The organism is Nitrososphaerota archaeon, assembly GCA_027887005.1.
Lineage (GTDB): Archaea > Thermoproteota > Nitrososphaeria > Nitrososphaerales > Gagatemarchaeaceae > UBA183.
This window is the reverse complement of sequence record JAPCJI010000008.1, coordinates 16,302-34,035: the sequence shown is the minus strand read 5'-3', so window position 1 is coordinate 34,035 and position 17,734 is coordinate 16,302. Positions and strand designations below refer to the sequence as shown.

The 17,734-nt window shown below is 57.0% G+C and carries 19 protein-coding genes and 1 tRNA gene; 11 read left to right on the top strand and 9 right to left on the bottom strand.

Features of this window, described 5'->3' with window-relative positions:
* The first annotated feature begins 72 nt into the window (after window positions 1-72).
* Together OK438_06620 and OK438_06615 are read left to right on the top strand one after the other, a co-directional pair.
* A complete protein-coding gene (locus OK438_06620) occupies window positions 73-1,125 on the top strand; it encodes a V-type ATPase subunit (GenBank protein MDA4125102.1) in 1,053 nt (350 codons plus the stop codon).
* Window positions 1,126-1,203: 78 nt separating this feature from the next.
* A complete protein-coding gene (locus OK438_06615; protein MDA4125101.1) occupies window positions 1,204-1,518 on the top strand; it encodes an ATP synthase subunit C in 315 nt (104 codons plus the stop codon).
* Between the two features lie 25 nt (window positions 1,519-1,543).
* On the opposite strand, the gene OK438_06610 is transcribed toward OK438_06615, so the two are convergent.
* Complete coding sequence (locus OK438_06610; GenBank protein ID MDA4125100.1) at window positions 1,544-2,401, bottom strand: polyprenyl synthetase family protein; 858 nt, start codon at window positions 2,399-2,401, stop codon at window positions 1,544-1,546.
* A 64-nt stretch (window positions 2,402-2,465) separates the two neighbouring features.
* On the opposite strand from OK438_06610, the gene OK438_06605 reads away from it, so the two are divergent.
* The 3 genes from OK438_06605 (at window position 2,466) to OK438_06595 (ending at window position 5,383) form a co-directional block, all read left to right on the top strand.
* Complete coding sequence (locus OK438_06605; GenBank protein MDA4125099.1) at window positions 2,466-3,194, top strand: hypothetical protein; 729 nt, start codon at window positions 2,466-2,468, stop codon at window positions 3,192-3,194.
* Window positions 3,195-3,214: 20 nt separating this feature from the next.
* Window positions 3,215-3,326, top strand: a tRNA-Glu gene (locus tag OK438_06600).
* A 134-nt stretch (window positions 3,327-3,460) separates the two neighbouring features.
* Entirely contained in the window at window positions 3,461-5,383 is a 1,923-nt protein-coding gene (locus OK438_06595; protein ID MDA4125098.1) for an adenylate/guanylate cyclase domain-containing protein, read from the top strand.
* 221 nt (window positions 5,384-5,604) lie between these two features.
* On the opposite strand, the gene OK438_06590 is transcribed toward OK438_06595, so the two are convergent.
* The 4 genes from OK438_06590 to OK438_06575 form a co-directional block, all read right to left on the bottom strand.
* Window positions 5,605-6,093 (bottom strand): SRPBCC family protein, encoded by a 489-nt coding sequence (locus OK438_06590; protein MDA4125097.1) that lies wholly within the window; start codon window positions 6,091-6,093, stop codon window positions 5,605-5,607.
* A 55-nt stretch (window positions 6,094-6,148) separates the two neighbouring features.
* Complete coding sequence (locus tag OK438_06585) at window positions 6,149-7,051, bottom strand: CPBP family intramembrane metalloprotease (protein MDA4125096.1); 903 nt, start codon at window positions 7,049-7,051, stop codon at window positions 6,149-6,151.
* A 639-nt stretch (window positions 7,052-7,690) separates the two neighbouring features.
* Window positions 7,691-7,993 (bottom strand): hypothetical protein, encoded by a 303-nt coding sequence (locus OK438_06580; GenBank protein ID MDA4125095.1) that lies wholly within the window; start codon window positions 7,991-7,993, stop codon window positions 7,691-7,693.
* A gap of 4 nt (window positions 7,994-7,997) precedes the next feature.
* Window positions 7,998-8,366: a hypothetical protein gene (locus OK438_06575; protein MDA4125094.1), complete on the bottom strand. Its 369-nt coding sequence runs from the start codon at window positions 8,364-8,366 to the stop codon at window positions 7,998-8,000.
* Between the two features lie 105 nt (window positions 8,367-8,471).
* Between OK438_06575 and OK438_06570 the strand changes: the two genes are divergently transcribed.
* The 3 genes from OK438_06570 to OK438_06560 all read left to right on the top strand — a co-directional run bounded on the left by OK438_06570 (window position 8,472) and on the right by OK438_06560 (window position 11,582).
* Entirely contained in the window at window positions 8,472-9,341 is an 870-nt protein-coding gene (locus OK438_06570) for a hypothetical protein (GenBank protein MDA4125093.1), read from the top strand.
* A gap of 418 nt (window positions 9,342-9,759) precedes the next feature.
* On the top strand, window positions 9,760-10,509 hold the full coding sequence (locus tag OK438_06565) for a cytochrome c biogenesis protein CcdA (protein MDA4125092.1): 750 nt from the start codon (window positions 9,760-9,762) through the stop codon (window positions 10,507-10,509).
* Window positions 10,506-11,582, top strand: coding sequence for a redoxin domain-containing protein (locus tag OK438_06560; protein MDA4125091.1), 1,077 nt, complete (start codon window positions 10,506-10,508; stop codon window positions 11,580-11,582). Before OK438_06565 ends, OK438_06560 begins: the two co-directional genes overlap by 4 nt.
* A gap of 57 nt (window positions 11,583-11,639) precedes the next feature.
* Here the strand turns inward: OK438_06560 and OK438_06555 are convergent, their stop codons facing one another.
* Complete coding sequence (locus tag OK438_06555) at window positions 11,640-11,855, bottom strand: hypothetical protein (GenBank protein MDA4125090.1); 216 nt, start codon at window positions 11,853-11,855, stop codon at window positions 11,640-11,642.
* 278 nt (window positions 11,856-12,133) lie between these two features.
* Here OK438_06555 and OK438_06550 point away from each other — a divergent pair, with 278 nt between their 5' ends.
* Genes OK438_06550 through OK438_06540 form a run of 3 tightly spaced genes read left to right on the top strand, consistent with a single transcriptional unit; the run spans window position 12,134 to window position 14,850 of the window.
* The gene (locus OK438_06550; protein MDA4125089.1) at window positions 12,134-13,450 is read left to right on the top strand and encodes a circularly permuted type 2 ATP-grasp protein; all 1,317 of its coding nucleotides are present in this window, start codon (window positions 12,134-12,136) and stop codon (window positions 13,448-13,450) included.
* Complete coding sequence (locus OK438_06545; GenBank protein ID MDA4125088.1) at window positions 13,435-14,283, top strand: transglutaminase family protein; 849 nt, start codon at window positions 13,435-13,437, stop codon at window positions 14,281-14,283. The genes OK438_06550 and OK438_06545 overlap by 16 nt, the downstream gene beginning before the upstream one ends.
* 21 nt (window positions 14,284-14,304) lie before the next feature.
* Window positions 14,305-14,850, top strand: a complete 546-nt coding sequence (locus tag OK438_06540) for an alpha-E domain-containing protein (protein MDA4125087.1) — start codon at window positions 14,305-14,307, stop codon at window positions 14,848-14,850.
* A 35-nt stretch (window positions 14,851-14,885) separates the two neighbouring features.
* Here OK438_06540 and OK438_06535 read toward each other — a convergent pair whose 3' ends face one another.
* From OK438_06535 to OK438_06525, 3 genes are read right to left on the bottom strand one after another with little or no spacing between them, the layout of a single operon-like run.
* Window positions 14,886-16,274, bottom strand: coding sequence for an NAD(P)(+) transhydrogenase (Re/Si-specific) subunit beta (locus OK438_06535; GenBank protein ID MDA4125086.1), 1,389 nt, complete (start codon window positions 16,272-16,274; stop codon window positions 14,886-14,888).
* A complete protein-coding gene (locus OK438_06530) occupies window positions 16,271-16,576 on the bottom strand; it encodes an NAD(P) transhydrogenase subunit alpha (protein MDA4125085.1) in 306 nt (101 codons plus the stop codon). The genes OK438_06535 and OK438_06530 overlap by 4 nt, the downstream gene beginning before the upstream one ends.
* Window positions 16,573-17,709: a Re/Si-specific NAD(P)(+) transhydrogenase subunit alpha gene (locus OK438_06525; protein ID MDA4125084.1), complete on the bottom strand. Its 1,137-nt coding sequence runs from the start codon at window positions 17,707-17,709 to the stop codon at window positions 16,573-16,575. Before OK438_06525 ends, OK438_06530 begins: the two co-directional genes overlap by 4 nt.
* Between the last annotated feature and the right edge of the window lie 25 nt (window positions 17,710-17,734).

The window sequence follows — 17,734 nt, the reverse complement described above, 5'->3', positions numbered from 1 at the left end:
GAAACTGCCGAAGCTCTGAAACCAATATAAGCCGACCAGCTTCGGCCCGTTCAAGCAGGGAGTTTCGATTTCTTGTCGAGCAAAACCTATGTCGGCACCAAGGCTTTCGCACTCCGCGGAACCCTCCTCGACTCAGAGAACATCCAGAAGCTGGCCGAGACATCGTCGCTCGACGAACTTGTCAACAGGCTCAAGGGTACGCCCTACTCCGAGGCCCTAGCAGGGCTCCCCACGCCGTACTCAGCGAAGAGGATAGAGCTGGCCCTCAGAGAAAGGCTCGCCACGGTCCATCATTCCATCACCCAAGGCGCTGGTCGCTACGGGATCCTGGAGCAATACTATCTCAAGAACATCGCCTGGGACCTCAAGCTGGTGCTGAAGGCCAAGGCCCTCAACCGGTCCTACGAGGAGACCATCGAATACCTGAGCATGAAGGCGGAAGAACTCGTCGGGAGGCGGGACCTGATCATCAAGGTTCTCTCAGCCCGAGACGTGAACGAAGCGGTCACCATGCTTTCGGGAACCGAGTTCTTCGGCGACGTTGAGAGGGCGCTCGCAGGCTACTCCTCAAAAGGGGAGGTCAGATTCTTCGACGTCTACATCGACCACGCGGTCCTCTCCGCGATCTCCAGAGAGTTCTCTCTGAACTCTAGGCTCTACGCATCCAGGGCAGGTGGAACCAACGGAGTGGGAGACATAGTCGCAATCGATGTCGACGCCTACAACGTGGTTTCAATCCTCCGCTCCAAGGTGTGGGGGTTGAAGGACTCCGAGATCCAGGAACTGATCGTGACCCCGACCCGCCGCGTCGGTGTCTCGACCCTCTCGAGCATGGCTGCAGCGGAGACGATCAGCGAGGCCGCGAAGTTGGTCGAATCTGCATACCGCTTTTCAATCCCGAACGTGCAGGACCAGGAGGAAATCATCGACTTCGTCGAGGAGTCTTTCGCGAAGAAGCTCAGGGAGACTGCTTCTCTCGCCTTCGTCTGGCAGGGCCTCAGCCCGGGAACGATGCTGGGGTTGATCAAGCTCCTCGAGTTCGAGGTGAGCAACCTAGCCGCCATTTCCATAGGAGTCGAGGCCGGCATGGACCCGAAGCAGATCATTTCGAAGCTGAGGCTCTAGGTCGCCGCCCTGGGCCCATAGCCGAAAATTCGCTGCAATCTTTATATTGGGTCTTCGAGGGCGCTGATTCGTCGATTCATGCGCAGGTTCTTCGTGATGCTTCTGGCCGCGACATTCCTCGCAATCACGTTCGCCGCCCTGCCTGGACCCGCGGCGGCACAGACCACCGGAGCAGCGTCGAACGGCAACAAATTCATCGCTGCGGGAATCGCGTTCGGACTCGCGGCGCTCGGAGCAGGCATCGGCGTTGGGACCTCTGGCTCAGCGGCAATCGCAGCGGTCACCGAGAAGGCCGAGGTCAGGACGACGGCCCTTATCTTCGTGGTGCTTGCAGAGGCAATCGCAATCTACGGATTCGCCATCGCGTTCATCATACTCGGACAATCAGGGTAAGCTCCCAGATCCGCCTTCGCGCCAGTCAGTACTTTCTCTGTATCGTGAAGTCAGTCAGAAGTTCAAGGAAGTCGGTGGCACTGCTCCTGGGCAGCACCATCAGCTGCCGCTTTGCCTCTTCGACATAGGTCTGGGACAGAGCTGTCATCTTGCCCACGACTTCGCTCTCACTATGATTCCTGAGCAGGCCTATGGCAATCTTGTCCTGCGACCTCCAGTCCAACAGGTCGTCCCGAAGCTGGTAGGCCGTACCAAGGTTCCTGCCGTAGGCAGCGAGCGCTGCGACCTCCCTTTCATTCCCGTCCGCGACCAGTGCTCCAAGCTTCGCTGACGTCTCGAAGAGAGCCGCCGTCTTTTCCGAAATGATCTTCAGATACTCGTCCCATGTAAGGTTGTACACCTTTGGGTCTATCGTCAGTTCCGAGTACTCCCCTTCGGCCATGCGGAGGGCTGCGTTGCTCAGCTCTTCGGCTACGCGCCTGTCCCTGTATCTGGCAGCGATGGCCAAGATCATGGAGAAGACGAAGTCTGCAGTCAGCAGAGATGCGCTGTAGCCATATTTCACGTGGAACGTCATCTTCGCCCTCCTAGCGAGCTCCTCGTCGATGATGTCGTCATGGATGATCGATTCTGTGTGCAGGAGTTCGACCGCGACCGCCGCTCCCAGCACGGAGTCGTCCTTGCAGCCGAGCGCCTCGGCGGAGAGCATTAGCATCACGGGCCTGACTCTCTTCCCCCCTTCCACGGCGTACACCAGCGGGTCATGGAACCTCGAATGCTTGTAGAGCGCCAGCTCGGTCGCCATCGCTCCGTCCGCCCTTTCCCGGTACGATTTCATCCGTGCGTCGATTGCTTCGAGCGAGACAGCCCGGCGACCATCCAACCTTGAGACCTCGAATTTTCACCCTTTCATATTCTATATAATGTTTCGTTGAGATGAAGCGCGGTTGTCCAGTTACACCTGGAGGGTGATCAAACTCGGCGAGACCTGGTACCTGCCCCTGCCTAAGCTCGCCGAGTCCCAGACACGGTTCATCGCCGACCGCCTCAGGACCAAGGGCTACACCGTAGGGGGGTCGAGGGTGTTCGTCGCGCGGAAAGGAGACACGGTCCTCCACGTCGACCCAGCAGGGCTCTGCTGGTCGCGCGAAGACCCGAGCGACGCGTTCGGTCCTGCGCTCCCCGACCTCCTGAAGATGGAACGCGAGGGGTTGGCAATAGACCAACTCAGGGCCCGCTACTTCAGCGGAGGCAGGTCCGGGGGGTCGCTCACAGTCAGGTTCTCCACCAGAATGGAATCCTCCCCCCTGTGGGCCGATCTGCGGGCTGCGGGAGAGTGCGGGCTCACCCCCGATGAGCGGGACGTCGTCTTGATGGTCGTCAGATCCTCGAAGGAAGGCTGCATCTTCATCACCGACTTCCCGACCGAGGGAAGCAGAGTCAGGGTCCTCGGCCGACGCCAATACTATGAGTCGTCGCTCGACCCCGACGCCGTTTCGTCGACGCTGAGGGCGACGGGTGAAAGACGAGGGAGGAACTCCTACCTTCCCAAAGGAGGGATGCTCCACTTCAGTTCCCTCCTGCTTCCTTCCCACGCGAAACAGGCTGAGTTCTTCGCTGGACTTGGCGAATGGTGCTTCCTGAGGCCAATCATCCGCGAAAGCTCTAATTGCTGAAGCAAAGAGGGTGCGATTCAGCCCCGGTAGTATAGAGCGCTGCGCGTACAGCCCGGTCAACTCCGTGCGAGCAGGCCGAGAGTATGCTGGCCTTTCGAGTCGGCGACCCGGGTTCGAATCCCGGCCGGGGCACGTCTTTCACATGAAACAGGCCCAATTCTGCAAGAGTGGAGAGGGGCATCATACCATGTCGTCGTGATCCACAATGTTGCTGGGTCTCTACGAAAGAGTTAACCTGTGGTACGGCCAAACGACTGGAGTTTTCTGTGTCAGAAGGGGAACGAAGGCTCGCCGCGATAATGTTCACCGACATAGTTGGTTACACATCCCTCACGCAGAAGAATGAAGCAGTTGCGATGGAACTCTTGGAAGAACAGCGTATCCTCGTCAGGCCCGTGCTCTTGAGGCATGGCGGGAGAGAGGTCAAAACCATCGGCGACGCTTTCCTCATAGAGTTCGAAAGCGCCCTTGAGGCAGTCAGGTGCGCCTTCGACGTACAGGAGTCTCTGCATGAGCTCAACTCAAGTCGCCCCGTGGATAGGAAGATATTTCTCCGAATAGGTGTCCACCTAGGGGACGTAATACACAGTCAGAACGATGTATACGGGGACGCGGTCAACATTGCCTCCAGAATAGAACCTCTTGCTACGCCGGGAGGAGTCTGCATTTCAGAGCATGTGTACGACCACGTAAAGAACAAATCTGATTTTCAACTTCTCAGCATCGGCAAGAAAGAACTGAAAAACGTCGGAGAATCCTTGGAGGTTTTCAGGGTGGTGTTCCCTTGGGAGAGGCCGGAATCCATGGGCGTTGTATTGGACAAGAAGCGTATCGCAATTCTCCCATTCACCAACCTGAGCTCCGATCCAGAGGAGGGGTACTTCGCCGATGGCGTGACCGAGGAACTCATCACTTCAATATCCGGCGTGAGGCAGCTCACCGTCATCGCTAGGACTTCGGTTATGGGATACAAGGGGACGACGAAGAAAGTGAAGGAGATTGGAAAGGAGTTGGAGGTAGGCACCATGCTAGAAGGGAGCGTGAGGAAGGCGGGAAACAGGGTCAGGATTACTGCCCAGCTCATCGACACTGCGACTGAAGGTCACATTTGGGCCCAGAATTACGACAGGCAATTGGAAGATGTTTTTGCCATCCAATCTGAAATCGCTGAGAAGGTCGCAGGGGAACTCAAGATCCGACTTGTTGAGGATGAGAAACGGGTTATTGAAAGAAGGCCGACAGAGAACACGGAGGCCTACACCCTGTATTTGAGAGGACGAGAGCTCATCCGCGAAAGGACGGAATCCTCCTTGAGGCAGGCATTGGGATTACTTGAAAGAGCGATAACTCTTGATCCTACCTTTGCCAAAGCTCATGCTGGAATTGCCTGGGCCTACACAGAGCTTGTTACCGACAACTACGAGCCATATGAACAGGACATGCCCAAGGCAGATATCTCGGTTAGAAAGGCCCTACAAATTGACCCAGAACTGGCCGAAGCGCATGCCACTCTAGCAAGGGTACACTTCCAAGAGGATGATATTCAAGGGTGCGAAACTGAAGCCAGACGTGCGATCGAATTGAACCCTAGTCTTGCGGAGGCTCACTTTGTCCTGTCCAACGTCTTTCTGACGAGAGGCGAAAAGGAAGAAGGGATCAGTGCCGCGGAGAGTTGCTACAGACTAGATCCGGTATTGGCGCGCTACGCAGAGCGACTTGGACAGTTCTACTTCTACCTTGGGATGGAGAACAAGGCTCTGCAGCACTGGGAGAAGACGGTGCTGGTCGCCCCCGCTGGCACATACAGAGCGATGACCGAATATTACCTCTACAAAGGTGACGTCGAAAAGGCGAGGGAGTTTCATTCGAAAGTAGAAAGGTTGGACCCCACTCATCGCTGGGCCACATGGATGAGAGGCTTCATAGCTGGCTACACGGGTGACAGAAAAGGAGCCCTAGATGTAATTCAAGAAATTGAGAAGAAGTGGCTTGGAGCCACGAACCTGAATGACATCGCCTTCATCTACCACGCTCTCGGGGACCTCGATTCATACTTCACTTATGCCAATCTGGCACTTGACCAACACACAATTCGATATGCGTACGTGATGTATTGTCCACTTCTGGCCAAATCAAGAGATGATCCTAGATACCAGGCATTAATGCAGAAGCTGAGAGCGACGTTCTAATCACGCAAGCATTATTGCTATTGTCGTCTTGAGGTGGTTTTCAAGATGGCTGGGCTAACGCATGGTCCACAAAGGTGACCTTTCCCTACCGGTTCATTCACCTAGAGTATGTCAGGGCAATTAGCTAGTTGGTGCTAAGCTCGGCCGGGGCACACTATTGCTACCCAACCCCACCGTCCCAATTCATTTCAATGAGTCAGAAGTTCAAGAGCCTTGACCTCTCAAGTTCTGCTACGGGTGCGTTTTTCTTTGGTCTCAACCATTTTGGCGAGCTTTCCGAGTGCCATTCGCCAACCCTGCTCGTTGTCGGCGGTTGACACTCCCGGCGGTAGTCCTTCGTGTATGCCAATGACGTCGGTGCTTCCACCCGCTCCCACAAGCGTAATCGTTATTGTCATCTCGCCTGCAAGCGCGGGGTCCATGGATTCAAACTCGTCCACTTCGACGACTTGCTCATTTGGAACTAGCTTTACGAATCGACCATGATATGTGTCAGTGCGCGCGCTAGTTTTGCCTTTCGATGTTGGATCGTCATATTCGAGGGAAATCCGAAACGGGCCACCCTCGCGAGCTTCAAATGAATGCACGCGCATTGTCATCCCATTTGGCGCCCGCCACTTGGCAATCGCAATCGGATCAACAAGCGCGCGGTAGATTCTTTCACGCGTCGCGTTCACGCGTCGAATGACATGAGTTGAATTCTTGCTCATTGTGCGATATCCCTGGTCAGGGCAAACGTGACTATGAAGTTTAGGGAGTCAATCGCTACGGTTGCAGCACGACCTCCGCTTTCCTCGGGGCAGCCATAATCACTGGTCTGTATCCAAGCCGACCCCGGGTCAGGATGAGAATCAAAAGTGCTGGCACTCCAAACGCGATGAGGTTGGCCAAGTCTATGCTCGTCACGTTCACGGCAGCGAAGAGGGGTATCCAGACAGCTGCTGGGGTATCGATACTGGCATGCAACAAATTGGAGATGAAGACGCTTCCTCCGGTATAGTTGAAGACCCAAGTGAAGATAATCGCCAATGCCAGAAGCAAGAGAAAGAAGACGGAAAAGTTTGTGAGGAAGGTGGCGATGCCCGTGCCTGGCCCGCCCCCTTGGTCCGGCGCCAGGAAGCGGGGCAGGTGCCAGAAGGACCACAGGACGCCTAGAAGCAGAGTACCCCAAAGCGGTCCATAGCGTGGTTGCATGCGGGGTAGCGCGAAGCCGCGCCAACCGATTTCCTCGGGCAGCGCAACCCCAAAGAAGACCACGAAGAAGTATGCAGGATAGGTCACCAAAAGGGTGGGGGTAAGACCCTGAAAGCTCGCAAGCATTCCTGGCTGGACAATTATCCCAAGCAAGAGCAGCGATGGAATGCACGGCAGTATGAACAGATACCACGGCTTGCCGGCGCCTCGTTGTCTAAGACGCCGCTGCAAGCCATTCACGCCTGCTTTCCCCTCGGTGATGTAGGTCATTATCACGGCCGCCACGGGCGGTCCCGCAAACGAGCTCAGGATGGATGAAATCGTGTAATCGAACCGCAGGAAGCCCCAAACCGAAAGGATGCCGGGTATCAAAGCGACCCACGAGGACGCGTAGGCGATCAAGAAGAAGCAGAACAGCGGGTGTTTTCGCATCGCCTCTCGCAGACCGTTGGAAGCCACAGTTGGTTGGCTCAAGGACGCTGAGGTTTCTGCGAGAACAGTCGGATTCGTATGCTCCCTTTCAGGCTGTTGCCGACGTTGCGGCAACGTATGGCTGCGGCTTCTAAAGACGAAGAGAGCGACGGTCCAAACCCCTACTAAACCCAGGAGGGAACCCTCGTACACTGCCAAGGGCTGTTCGGGAAGGCTGACAAGAACAAGTAGCATGAGAATGGAAATAACTATGAGGGCCCGTAGAGGGGTCCGCTTTCGCGGAGCCAAATCTCTCGACAACGAGGCGTGTTGAAGCGTATTTACGGCCAGTCCACGTTTCTCAGACATGGGAAGCGTAGTGTCAGACAGAGCGCATCCTCACATGAAGCGAGCATGAAGGGGGATCCCGTTAGGATTTGAACCCAAGTTCAACTGCGCGGCGACCGCACAACCCTGGTATGAATGCAATCATGTTGCCGCCATATCGTGGTCGCCTGCCCAAGCATCTGGCAGAACGAAAGGGCACCCATATGGGTGCTCAGGTCCCGGCCTGGGCATCAAACCTACGGGTTCACTTCTCCTTCCTTTCCGCTTCCCTGCTCAAATTCGGATTTCAACGCTGACTTGGTGGCAGTCTCGCTTGAAACTTCCTTACGCCTTACGATTGCGTTCGTGTGCTCCCTATTGACGCCTACGCCTGTTTCTGCTGAGGTCGCCGAAGAGTGGGCCGAGATAATGATAATCCTTCAAAATCTGATGCACCTTATGACCGAATCCAGTCATGACGTATGTGGTTCTTCCATCTGCCGGAGATACCTCGAGTCTTACCAGATTGCACTGGACCAGGTACTTCACCCAGTCGTCGAGGTTGGCTTCGTTCCCTGCAATTCTCAGGAAATCCATTCTCTTAGCTCTGCCCGCTTCGTCACTTATCTTGTTGAGGTACTGAAGTATTCTGTTCGAGACGCCGGGGAGAGAGCTCACGTCTCTATCGGCGCAGGCTTCCCACTATTTCAAAGAGTCTCGCGTATCTCTTCCTGAGCGAGTAGTATCTCCAGAAAAGGACGAAGCCAAGAAATGCCGACCCTATCGCGAATCCGTAGCTGACGTACAGGATGTCGAGGATTGGTGGGAGAGAACCGTATGGATGGGCATAGGTGAGGATGACCTGTGAAAGGACGAGACATATGGCGGCAAGAAGGAACGCCATCAGGGCGGTGAAGCCCCACATGGAGATGCCCCTGAGAAGGTCACTCAGAAGGTTTGACGCGTCCGCCTTCACGAATCTCAAGGCTTCTTCAAGGTCGCCTAGCCCCATCTCAACAGTTTCTTCAGTCGCCTTGGCAGATCCGTCCATTTCTACGGTTACTGGCGCTTCGCAGATATAACCGATGTGGACGTTATCCCCACTTTACATCCAGACGGTTTGTTAAGTATTCACTTGGTGTCTGCATAATCCGGCGTGAATCCACTCCCAGGAATCCTGCAATCGGTCGCCGTTTCGTCGGAAAGCATCTCGCCAAACACAGGGCCGAGCCTCGAAAACGTCGTCTTTGACCCCACATACTACGGATTGACCGCCTTGATCATAATTGTCGCGCTGACAGCGGCCATATTCGCCCTCAGAGTGAGGGTCAAATTCAACGACCAGGGCCAGCGGGCTCGAGCCACCGGTACAGGACTCGCTGCCCTGGGGTTCGCGATTGTCTTCGTCGGCGCGACTTCTTTCCTGGCACTTCTCAGAGCAGGCTTGCTCGGAGGTTTCCTCTATCAACAGGCGCAATTCATGATTGTGTACGTCGGGGCAGCGATGATGCTCTACGGAGTGGACAGGACGGTGATTCCTGTGGCGGGCATTGGCTCGCAATCCCAGCGCGCTGGTCGCGAGACGAAATTGCGGGCGGTTCTATGGATCGCGTTCGTGGTCTCCGTCGTCATAGCTGTCGCGTACTTGTTCAGCCCATCCACGTACACTGTGACCGTTTCAGGAGCAACGCAGCACGTAGCCCAACAGGGGGCATTCTGGCTTCCGCCCTTCGTCACCTTTGCCGCGGGTGCTGTGGGCCTACCTGTCTTCGCTCTGAGGGGCAAGGATGCTGCAATCCGAAGACACGCGATGTGGTTCGGCTTGTTCTTCGCGCTGGAACTCTTTGGTGTCCTGAGAGAATCCACTCTGATACCGTCCTCGGGCGACCCCTTCGTAGACCTTCTGGTGGCATTCATCCCGTTTACTGCTGGAGGGTTCTGCCTTATTGCGAGTGCCATGAGCCTCCCCTCAACCTGGCTTCGCCAGACGACCGAGCTTGAAGCAGCTCTGCATTTGCCTAGCTAAGCCAACCCAGTGATGCCAGTGGGAATCCTGGCACCGCACTTCGTCTCTGTTCTTACAATGGCTTATTTGACTCGAACCCTGTTTGCATCTGTTTGCGGGAGACATAGAGATGCTCATCAACGTGTTACGCTGAGTCCGCTGTGAAAACCGGGGAGGGGCCGCTTGGGGATTCGGACCCGGAGCCTCGCAGGGCTTAGAACTCGTCAGGAACTCGTACGCGCAGTTTCATATTCCCGGCCGGGGCAACTTCTGGAACCCTGACGCTCCTGAGGTTCGGCCTCTGCTATCTCCATAAATATCGGAGTCCACGTGAGAAACTGAGAACATGCAGGTCATTTTCCAAGCCAGTTCTGGCTATGAACGACGCGACCAAGGCGGCTGCCTAACGCCTGTAATGAGACCCGTGTGACCTGGCAACATGTCGACAGATCCGGCGAGGGCCAGAGAGGAGGTCTTCCTGAATTCGGTGTTCTTCGTTCTAGGGTTTACCTTCGTGTTTTCAATCGTGGGGGTGCTGCTGCAGACTGTTCTTTCCACTGCTTCGCTCGGTGCCATCAACACGATCAGATTGGTCGGTGGGTCCGTCATTGTGGTCTTCGGAATCCTCATGATCGCATCTGTCAGGTACGCGATACCGTTCTTCAGCGTCGAGCACAAGATTCGCCCGAGGAAGTTCAAGAACAACTATGTGACGTCAGTAGCGTTCGGGGTCGCTTTCGCCCTAGGGTGGACCCCTTGCGTGGGCGCGATTCTCGGCTCTGTCTACACCCTCGCAGCCGTCTCACCCGGACTAGGATTCCTATACCTCATGGCGTTCTCCCTTGGGTTGGGCATCCCCTTCCTCGTAGCCGGCGCGTTCGTATCGAGGGTCTCCGGGTTTCTTAAGAAGAGTGGGAGGTTCCTGAGGTACTTCAACGTCGTCAGCGGGCTGTTCTTGATAGGGGTGGGGTTGCTCGTGGTCACCAACTACATCGGAATCCTACAGATCTTCCTAAATGGGGTTGGCCCACTGGGCTCTTTGGCAAACCCACTCGCCCAGTCCCAGCTCAACTTTCTGATCGCTCTCTCCGCGGGGTTCCTGACTTTCATCTCGCCCTGCATACTGCCGCTCGTGCCGGCATTCCTGGCGTTCGTGTCTGGCACCTCAGTGGAGGCGGCGAAACGATGAGGCTCAACGCGTACGTGATCGTATTTGGAATCGTTGGCATCGTGATAGTTGCGGCAGGTGTGTCGGTCCTACTCCCGTTTCTCAGCCCATCTCAAACCGTCGAAAACGTGTCGAACCTCCCCAACCTTGGCCCGGCCCCGAACTTTCAGGGCATAGCAGCCTGGATCAACACCCAGCCCCTGAACATTTCGGGGCTGAGTGGGAAGGTGGTCCTGGTGGACTTCTGGACCTACTCCTGCATCAACTGCATACGGACGATCCCTTACCTCAACGCTTGGTTCGACAAATACGGGAACAACGGGCTGGTGATCGTAGGCGTGCACACCCCCGAGTTCCAGTTTGAGAAGAACTACAGCAACGTCTTGGCAGCGGTCAGGTCGTTCGGGATAAACTACCCCGTCGCCTTGGACAGCAACTCCGCCACCTGGAACGCCTACAACAACCACTACTGGCCGGCAGACTACCTCATAGACGCGAAGGGAAACATCAGGGAGACGCACATAGGAGAGGGGGGATACAACACCACCGAAACGCTGATCATAGGGTTGCTGCAGAAGGCGGGGTACAATGTGAGCGCGGGGGTGGTTGCCAACTCTGTGAACGCGACCAGCGTGGATTTCGGCAAGATAGGAACCCCGGAGATCTACGTCGGTTACAACACAGCAAGGTCATCGATAGGGAACCCTCAGGGATTCTCACCGAGACAGGTCGTCGACTACACCATCACCGGGAACATGCAGAACAACACCGTGTACTTCTCGGGCGAATGGTACAACGCGCCTGACGGCATGGTGTCGGTTGGAAACGGCTCGAAGCTGTTCCTGATCTACCAGGCCAAGAACGTCAACGTCGTCGCGGAGGGGAATTCCAGTGTGATAGAGGTAAGGTTGGACGGCAACAATCTGTCTCCGACATACGTCGGGAGCGACGTGATGCTGCATCAGGGCGTTGCGTCTGTGAACATAGGCTCGGCGAGGCTTTACGACATCGTCAATGGGCCCTCCTACGGATGGCATGAGTTGGAGATAATCGCAGGTCCCGGGTTCAAACTCTACACGTTCACATTCGGTTAGAATCGTCTCGGTGGAATCCGCAGCCGATGTGCATTGAACCGCGGCGATCGCGTGTGGTTACGAAGTCGAAGACGGGGCGGTTTTGGTTCTCCAGAAGGTCCCGATGGCGATGAACACGACCCCGATAACGGCGACAACTGCGCCCAGGCTAATGAAGGTCGGGTTGCTGTCCATGTAACTGTTTGACCCTGCTACCCCGGCTCCCTGCGCCCCCCATACAATTCCGAGCAGAAGAAGTATGATGCCCACTACGATTGGAATCGCTCGTCTCATTTTTCCTTCGTCCCCATTTCGACCCTCCTATAATTAAGACTTGCACAAGATTGGCAATTCTGGAGAGGCGATTGCTAAACTGAAAGCGGATGTTGTGCCTCGGGCAGTCAATGCAGTCTAAGCCTTGCAGACCTGGGGAAACATTCTCTTTGCTGGCTTTACGCATGACAACGACCCTCCAGGTGGGCTAAACGTTTTTCTCGTCCATTTTCTCTTTCACATCCCTGCAAACACCGATTCCATCAGACAACAATGAAGTCTTCGGTCCAGATAGGAGCGTGAGGGCTCCCTATTCTAAGATGATCGAGACCATCAACGGTCTCGGCGCAAGGGAGATCGGCAAGAGGTGGTCGAACGCGAACCGGCAGGTTGAGTTGGACTCGTTCACCTTCCAGCTTGACCCGCACCGTTGGAGGCCCGTCCCAATCGACTGGGTTCCCAGGCTGATCGGACGCGAGGAGTGGTCACGCATAGCCGCTGGCGTCGAACAGCGCCTAAGGGCGATCAACAAGTTCCTCCTGGAACTCTACTGCGGCAAGCAGGACGTGGTCCCCAAGAGCGTCGTCTACTCTTCAGTCAACTTCAACCCCGCTCTCCAGATGGTAAGGCCGGCCAAGGACGTCTACGCGCACATCTATGGCGTCGACCTTGTGAACCTAGGCGACGGGAACTACGTGGTCCTGGAAGACAACCTGCGCATCCCTTCAGGAATATCGTACCAACTCAAGTGCAGGAACCTCACAGAAAGAGCCATCCCTGAACTGAAGCGACCGTACCGAGTGAGAGACTACGAGATACGCAGCACCTACCTGCGACTCTTCGAATCTCTTTGCAACACCCGCTCGCCGGCCTGTGTCATCCTGACCGATGGCAGCTACGGCCCGGCGTTCTTCGAGCATCGGTACCTATCCGAAATACTAGGGATTCCTCTTGTCGAAGGCTCCGACCTCTTCATAGCTGAGGACGGGACAGTCCGGGCCAGGACCATCGACGGGGACGTCAGGGTCGACCTCATCTACCGAAGGGTGGAAGACCTAGAGCTCTTTGTCCCGGGCCTTACTGAAGCGTACCGGCAGGGCAAGGTAATTCTCGTGAACGCGCTGGGTACAGGGGTTGCGGACGACAAGCTGGTATACCTGTGGGTGCCGGAGATGATACGCCGCTACCTTGGGCAAGAACCGATCCTACCCAACGCCAAGGCCTACAACCTCATGGATCCGAAGGTCAGGCAGTTTGCGCTCCAGAACATTGGTAAACTGGTCTTCAAGGCGAGGGAGGGGTACGGGGGACTCGGAGTCTACATCATGCAGGATCTTGATCAGAGTCACCGCAAAGAGATGTCGCAACGGATCATCGACAGGCCATTCGCTTTCATAGCGCAGGAGCCGCTGGACTTCTCAAAGCACGTGGTATTCGATAGGAAGTCAGGAGGGTTTCAGGAACGATACATCGACCTCCGGGTCTACGCGGTGCAGGACGGGGAGGGCAGGGTGACCGTCTTTCCAGGTGGGCTTACACGTGTTGCCCGAGCCAACACAAGGATTACCAACAACTCTTCCGGTGGGTCGTGCAAGCCAACATGGGTTCTCAAATAGGCCAGACCGAGTTCGCTGGACGGTACAAGTACGAAACGGTCTACCGGTACTCGGATTACGTGCTTCAGAACGACGATTTCCTGCGCGTCATACCGCACATGGACGACCACACTTTCCTCGATAGCTACGATGTGGTGACCTCTCCGCCCTCCGCATACGTAGAATTCAGCGACGACTACGGCAACATCGTCCGGCGCATCAAGGTGACGACCAGGCACAAGGAACTGAGCATCGTCTCACAGGGAGAATTCAGGCTTGCACCCTGGCACGGACCGTATCCCGACGCACAGCTACAGAACATGAACTTCAACCAGGACGTGACGAACTTTCTCTCCCCCTCGCCCCTGGTGAAGCCCTTACTCCTGCGTGACCTAGCCGTGAAAATTGCGGGGGATTCTGACAGCCTCCTGGATACTGTCGGAAAGATAACCCAGTGGGTGCATGACAACATCAAGTACGAGAAGGGCACTACTACTGTCCTAACGGAAGCACACCAGGTGCTAGCCAACGGCAGGGGTGTCTGCCAGGATAAGGTCCACTTGGCGTTGGGCATCCTTAGGTCGCTGTGGATACCTTCCCGTTACGTGAGCTGCATCCTAACGGGCCAGGATGGTGACACCCATGCGTACCTTGAGTTTCTCCATCCACAATGTGGGTGGCTGCCGGCCGACCCAACGAAGGCAATAATGATCGACGCAGGAACAAACTACCTGAAACTAGCTGTGGGGCGAGACTATACCGATGTCTCACCAGTCAACGGAACCTTCCTGTCGACTGGCACGGGAGGGTTGAGTCGAGTCTTCGCTTCTGCGACCAGGACAAACACATATTAGCCGTAGTGTCCGAATAACCTCATGGCTGGCGCGAAGCCATCGGAAGACCCTCGTTCTGTCGTCTTTGCCAAGGACAGGTGGCTAACGGATTCGCGGGTCTACAACCTAATCTGGATGGGGCGATGGCTGGAGCGTGCGGAAAACATCTGTAGGGCTCTGGACGCAGCCGCACTCCTCTCAACTTCCAGTACCGAAAAGGGGTTCTATCAGGCCTTGGAAAGGATCTCATCCGCCTGGGGCTTGAGCTCAAAGACCCCCCATGAAGCGCTGATCATGCTCATGTGGCAGGAAACTAGCTCATCCATCTCCTCGTGTCTGAAGATGGCGAGGGAAAACGCTAGCCACGTCGGGCCTATCGAATTGATCTCGTCCATAAACGAAACCATAATGGAACTCCGTTCGCACAAGGAGCAGGGCGAGAAGATGTCACGAGAAGACGTTCAGGCGTTGATGGCCAAAATACAGGACGGCCTGAAGAAGACCTTTGGTGTAATCGAGGTGGTCTGGTTCAAGAGACAGCCACTGTCAGAAGCGGAACTCATCAGACCGTATGTCCAGCAAGAGTGACTGCGTCACATTCCCGCCGTCCCAGTGTGGGAAGTCTAGGTGCTCTGCTTCCTCATCGCTGAGACGAGCTCCCCGACCACCTTCTTCGCGTCCCCGAGGACCATCATCGTGTTGGGGTTGTAGAATAGGTCGTTCTCGACTCCCGAGAAGCCCGCCCCCATGGACCGCTTGATGAATACGACCGTCTTCGCCTTGTCCACGTCCAGAATCGGCATTCCGTACAGGGGCGAGTCGGCCCTCGTCCTCGCCGCGGGGTTCGTGACGTCGTTCGCCCCGACTACCATGACCACGTCCGTCTCGGGGAAGAGCGGGTTGATCCGGTCCATCTCCCAGAGCTGCTCGTAGGGGACCTGGGCCTCCGCCAGCAGGACGTTCATGTGCCCCGGCATGCGCCCGGCCACCGGGTGTATGGCGTACTTCACATCGACCCCCCTCGCCTGCAGGACGTCAGCCAGCTCCTTGACCACGTGCTGGGCCTGGGCCACCGCGAGGCCGTACCCGGGGGCGAAGACCACCCGCTGGGCGTTCGCCAGGATGGTCGCCACGTCCTCGACGGTGTAGGTCTGGGCGGTCCTGCCTTGCTCTCCTGGCTGGACCGCGGCTGCTACCGGGTGCGCCCCGACCCCGGCGAAGAGTATGTTCACGAAGGACCGGTTCATGGCCTTGCTCATGATCAGGGCGAGGATCAGCCCCGACGACCCGTCGAGGGACCCAGCAACAATGAGCAGCTTGTTGTTTAGGACGAATCCCAGGGCGGCCGCCGAAAGCCCCGCGAACGAGTTGAGGATCGCGATGACCGTGGGCATGTCCGCCCCACCAATGGCGACCACGAGCTGGAAGCCGAAGAGGAGCGCCAGGGCGGCCATCACAGGGAGGAGGTACTCTTGACCTGGGTAGGCGACGAGGAGCACACCTGAAGCGACGGCAGCGCCAAGGGTCGTGAGGCTGACTACAGTCCTCCCACGGAACAGGATTGGCCTGCCGGTGATCAACCCCTGGAGCTTCGCAAAGGCCAGGCAGCTTCCCGTGAAGGTCAGGAAGCCGAGGATCATCTCCGCTGAAAGCACAGAAAGCGTGAACGTGTCAATCGCAGGGGCTCCCTGGTAGTACTCTGCCGCCCCGACCAGGGCTACCGCGAGCGACCCGAACGCGTGGGACATGGCCGTCCTCTGCGGCACGGCCGTCATCGCCACCTTGAGGCCTATGGGGGCCCCGAGGGCGGCTCCGATGATTACCCCTCCCACCAGAAGGTCCACGCGTCCGACCTGGAAGGCGCCCAGGGTCGCCACCACAGCCAGACCCATGCCAGCGACGCCGCAGAAGTTTCCCAGCCGGGAGGTCCTGACCTCGCTCATGAACTTCAGCGAAAGCACGAAGAGCACAGCGGACACGATGTACAGGTACTCAACCAGAAGGTCGCTCATTTCTTCGGCTTCCTCCTCTCGAAGAGCCTCAGGATCCGGTCGGTGATCAGGAACCCACTCACGATGTTCGTCGCCGCCAGTGCCACCGCGACCCCGGCCAAGAGCGAGACCAACTCGCTGCCAGGCTCCGAAAGCACGATCAGGGCAGCCACGAACGAGACTGATGAGATTGCATTGGTCAGGGCCATCAGGGGAGTGTGGAGAAGGCGCGAAACATGCCTGATGAGCTCCTGCCCAAGGAGGGTCGAGAGGAGGAAGATCAGCAGGTCAACCTCAAGGTCCGCGGAGGTGAGGGGCGTCATTGCTTACTCCCCGCCAATGCCTCCTTCAACGGACCGTAGACGACCTCCCCCTTGAGGAGCACCATGGGGTCCCTGACGACCTGGTCTTTCATGTCCAGGTTCAAAGCTCCATCCTTCACCAATGCTCCCAGGAAAGCGGTGACGTTCCTGGAGAAGAGCTGGCTGGCTTGGGGAGCCATGGTCGACGGGACATCCAGAGGGCCCTTGATGATCACTCCATACTTCACGACGGTCTTTCCGGGTTCAGTCAGCGAGCAATTCCCCCCCTGCTCGGCTGCCAGGTCGATGATAACCGAGCCTGGGCGCATCCCCTTGACCGCTTCCTCGGAGATTAGGTTCGGGGCCTTCTTCCCAGGCACGAGGGCGGTGGCTATGACCACGTCAGCCGTCCTGGTGTGCTCGGCCAGGAGCTCCTGCTGCTTCCTGTAGAATTCATCGCTCTGGGCCTTCGCGTATCCTCCAGCGGTCTGGGCATCCTGGGCCTGGATGGGGAGCTCGACGAACTTCGCGCCAAGGCTTTCGATCTGCTCCTTCACCGTCGGCCGCACATCGTATGCCTCGACCACAGCCCCCAACCTGTGGGCAGTGGCGATCGCCTGGAGCCCTGAGACCCCCGCCCCAAGGACGAAGACCCTGGCCGGTGCTATGGTACCAGCGGCAGTCATCATCAGGGGGAAGAGCTTCGGGAGTGAATCCGCGGCAAGGGTGACCGCCCTGTATCCTGCCAGGTTAGCCTGGGAAGAAAGGGTGTCCATGGACTGAGCGCGGCTGATGCGGGGCAGCAAGTCGAGAGCGAACGCAGTGACCCGTCTCTCGGCAAGCATCTTCATCGCCTCCAGATTGTTGAGCGGATAGAGATATGAGATCAGGGCGCTCCCATCCCTGAACAGGACGGCTTCTCCCGGGGAGGGCGGCCTGATTTTCATTATCAAGTCCGCTTCTTGATAGAGTGCCTTCGAGTCGGGGACTACCCGCGCCCCGGCTTCTTCGTAGGCGGAATCTGAGAAGCCCGCGGCACCTCCGGCGCCCTTCTCGACTGCCACGGTCATCTGCTTGATCTTCGGAACAGATTCTGGTGTCAGAGCGACCCGCTTCTCGCCTTCTACTGTCTCCTTCGCGACCCCCCCTATCAACGCAGACAGTCCCCTCTGGAGTGGG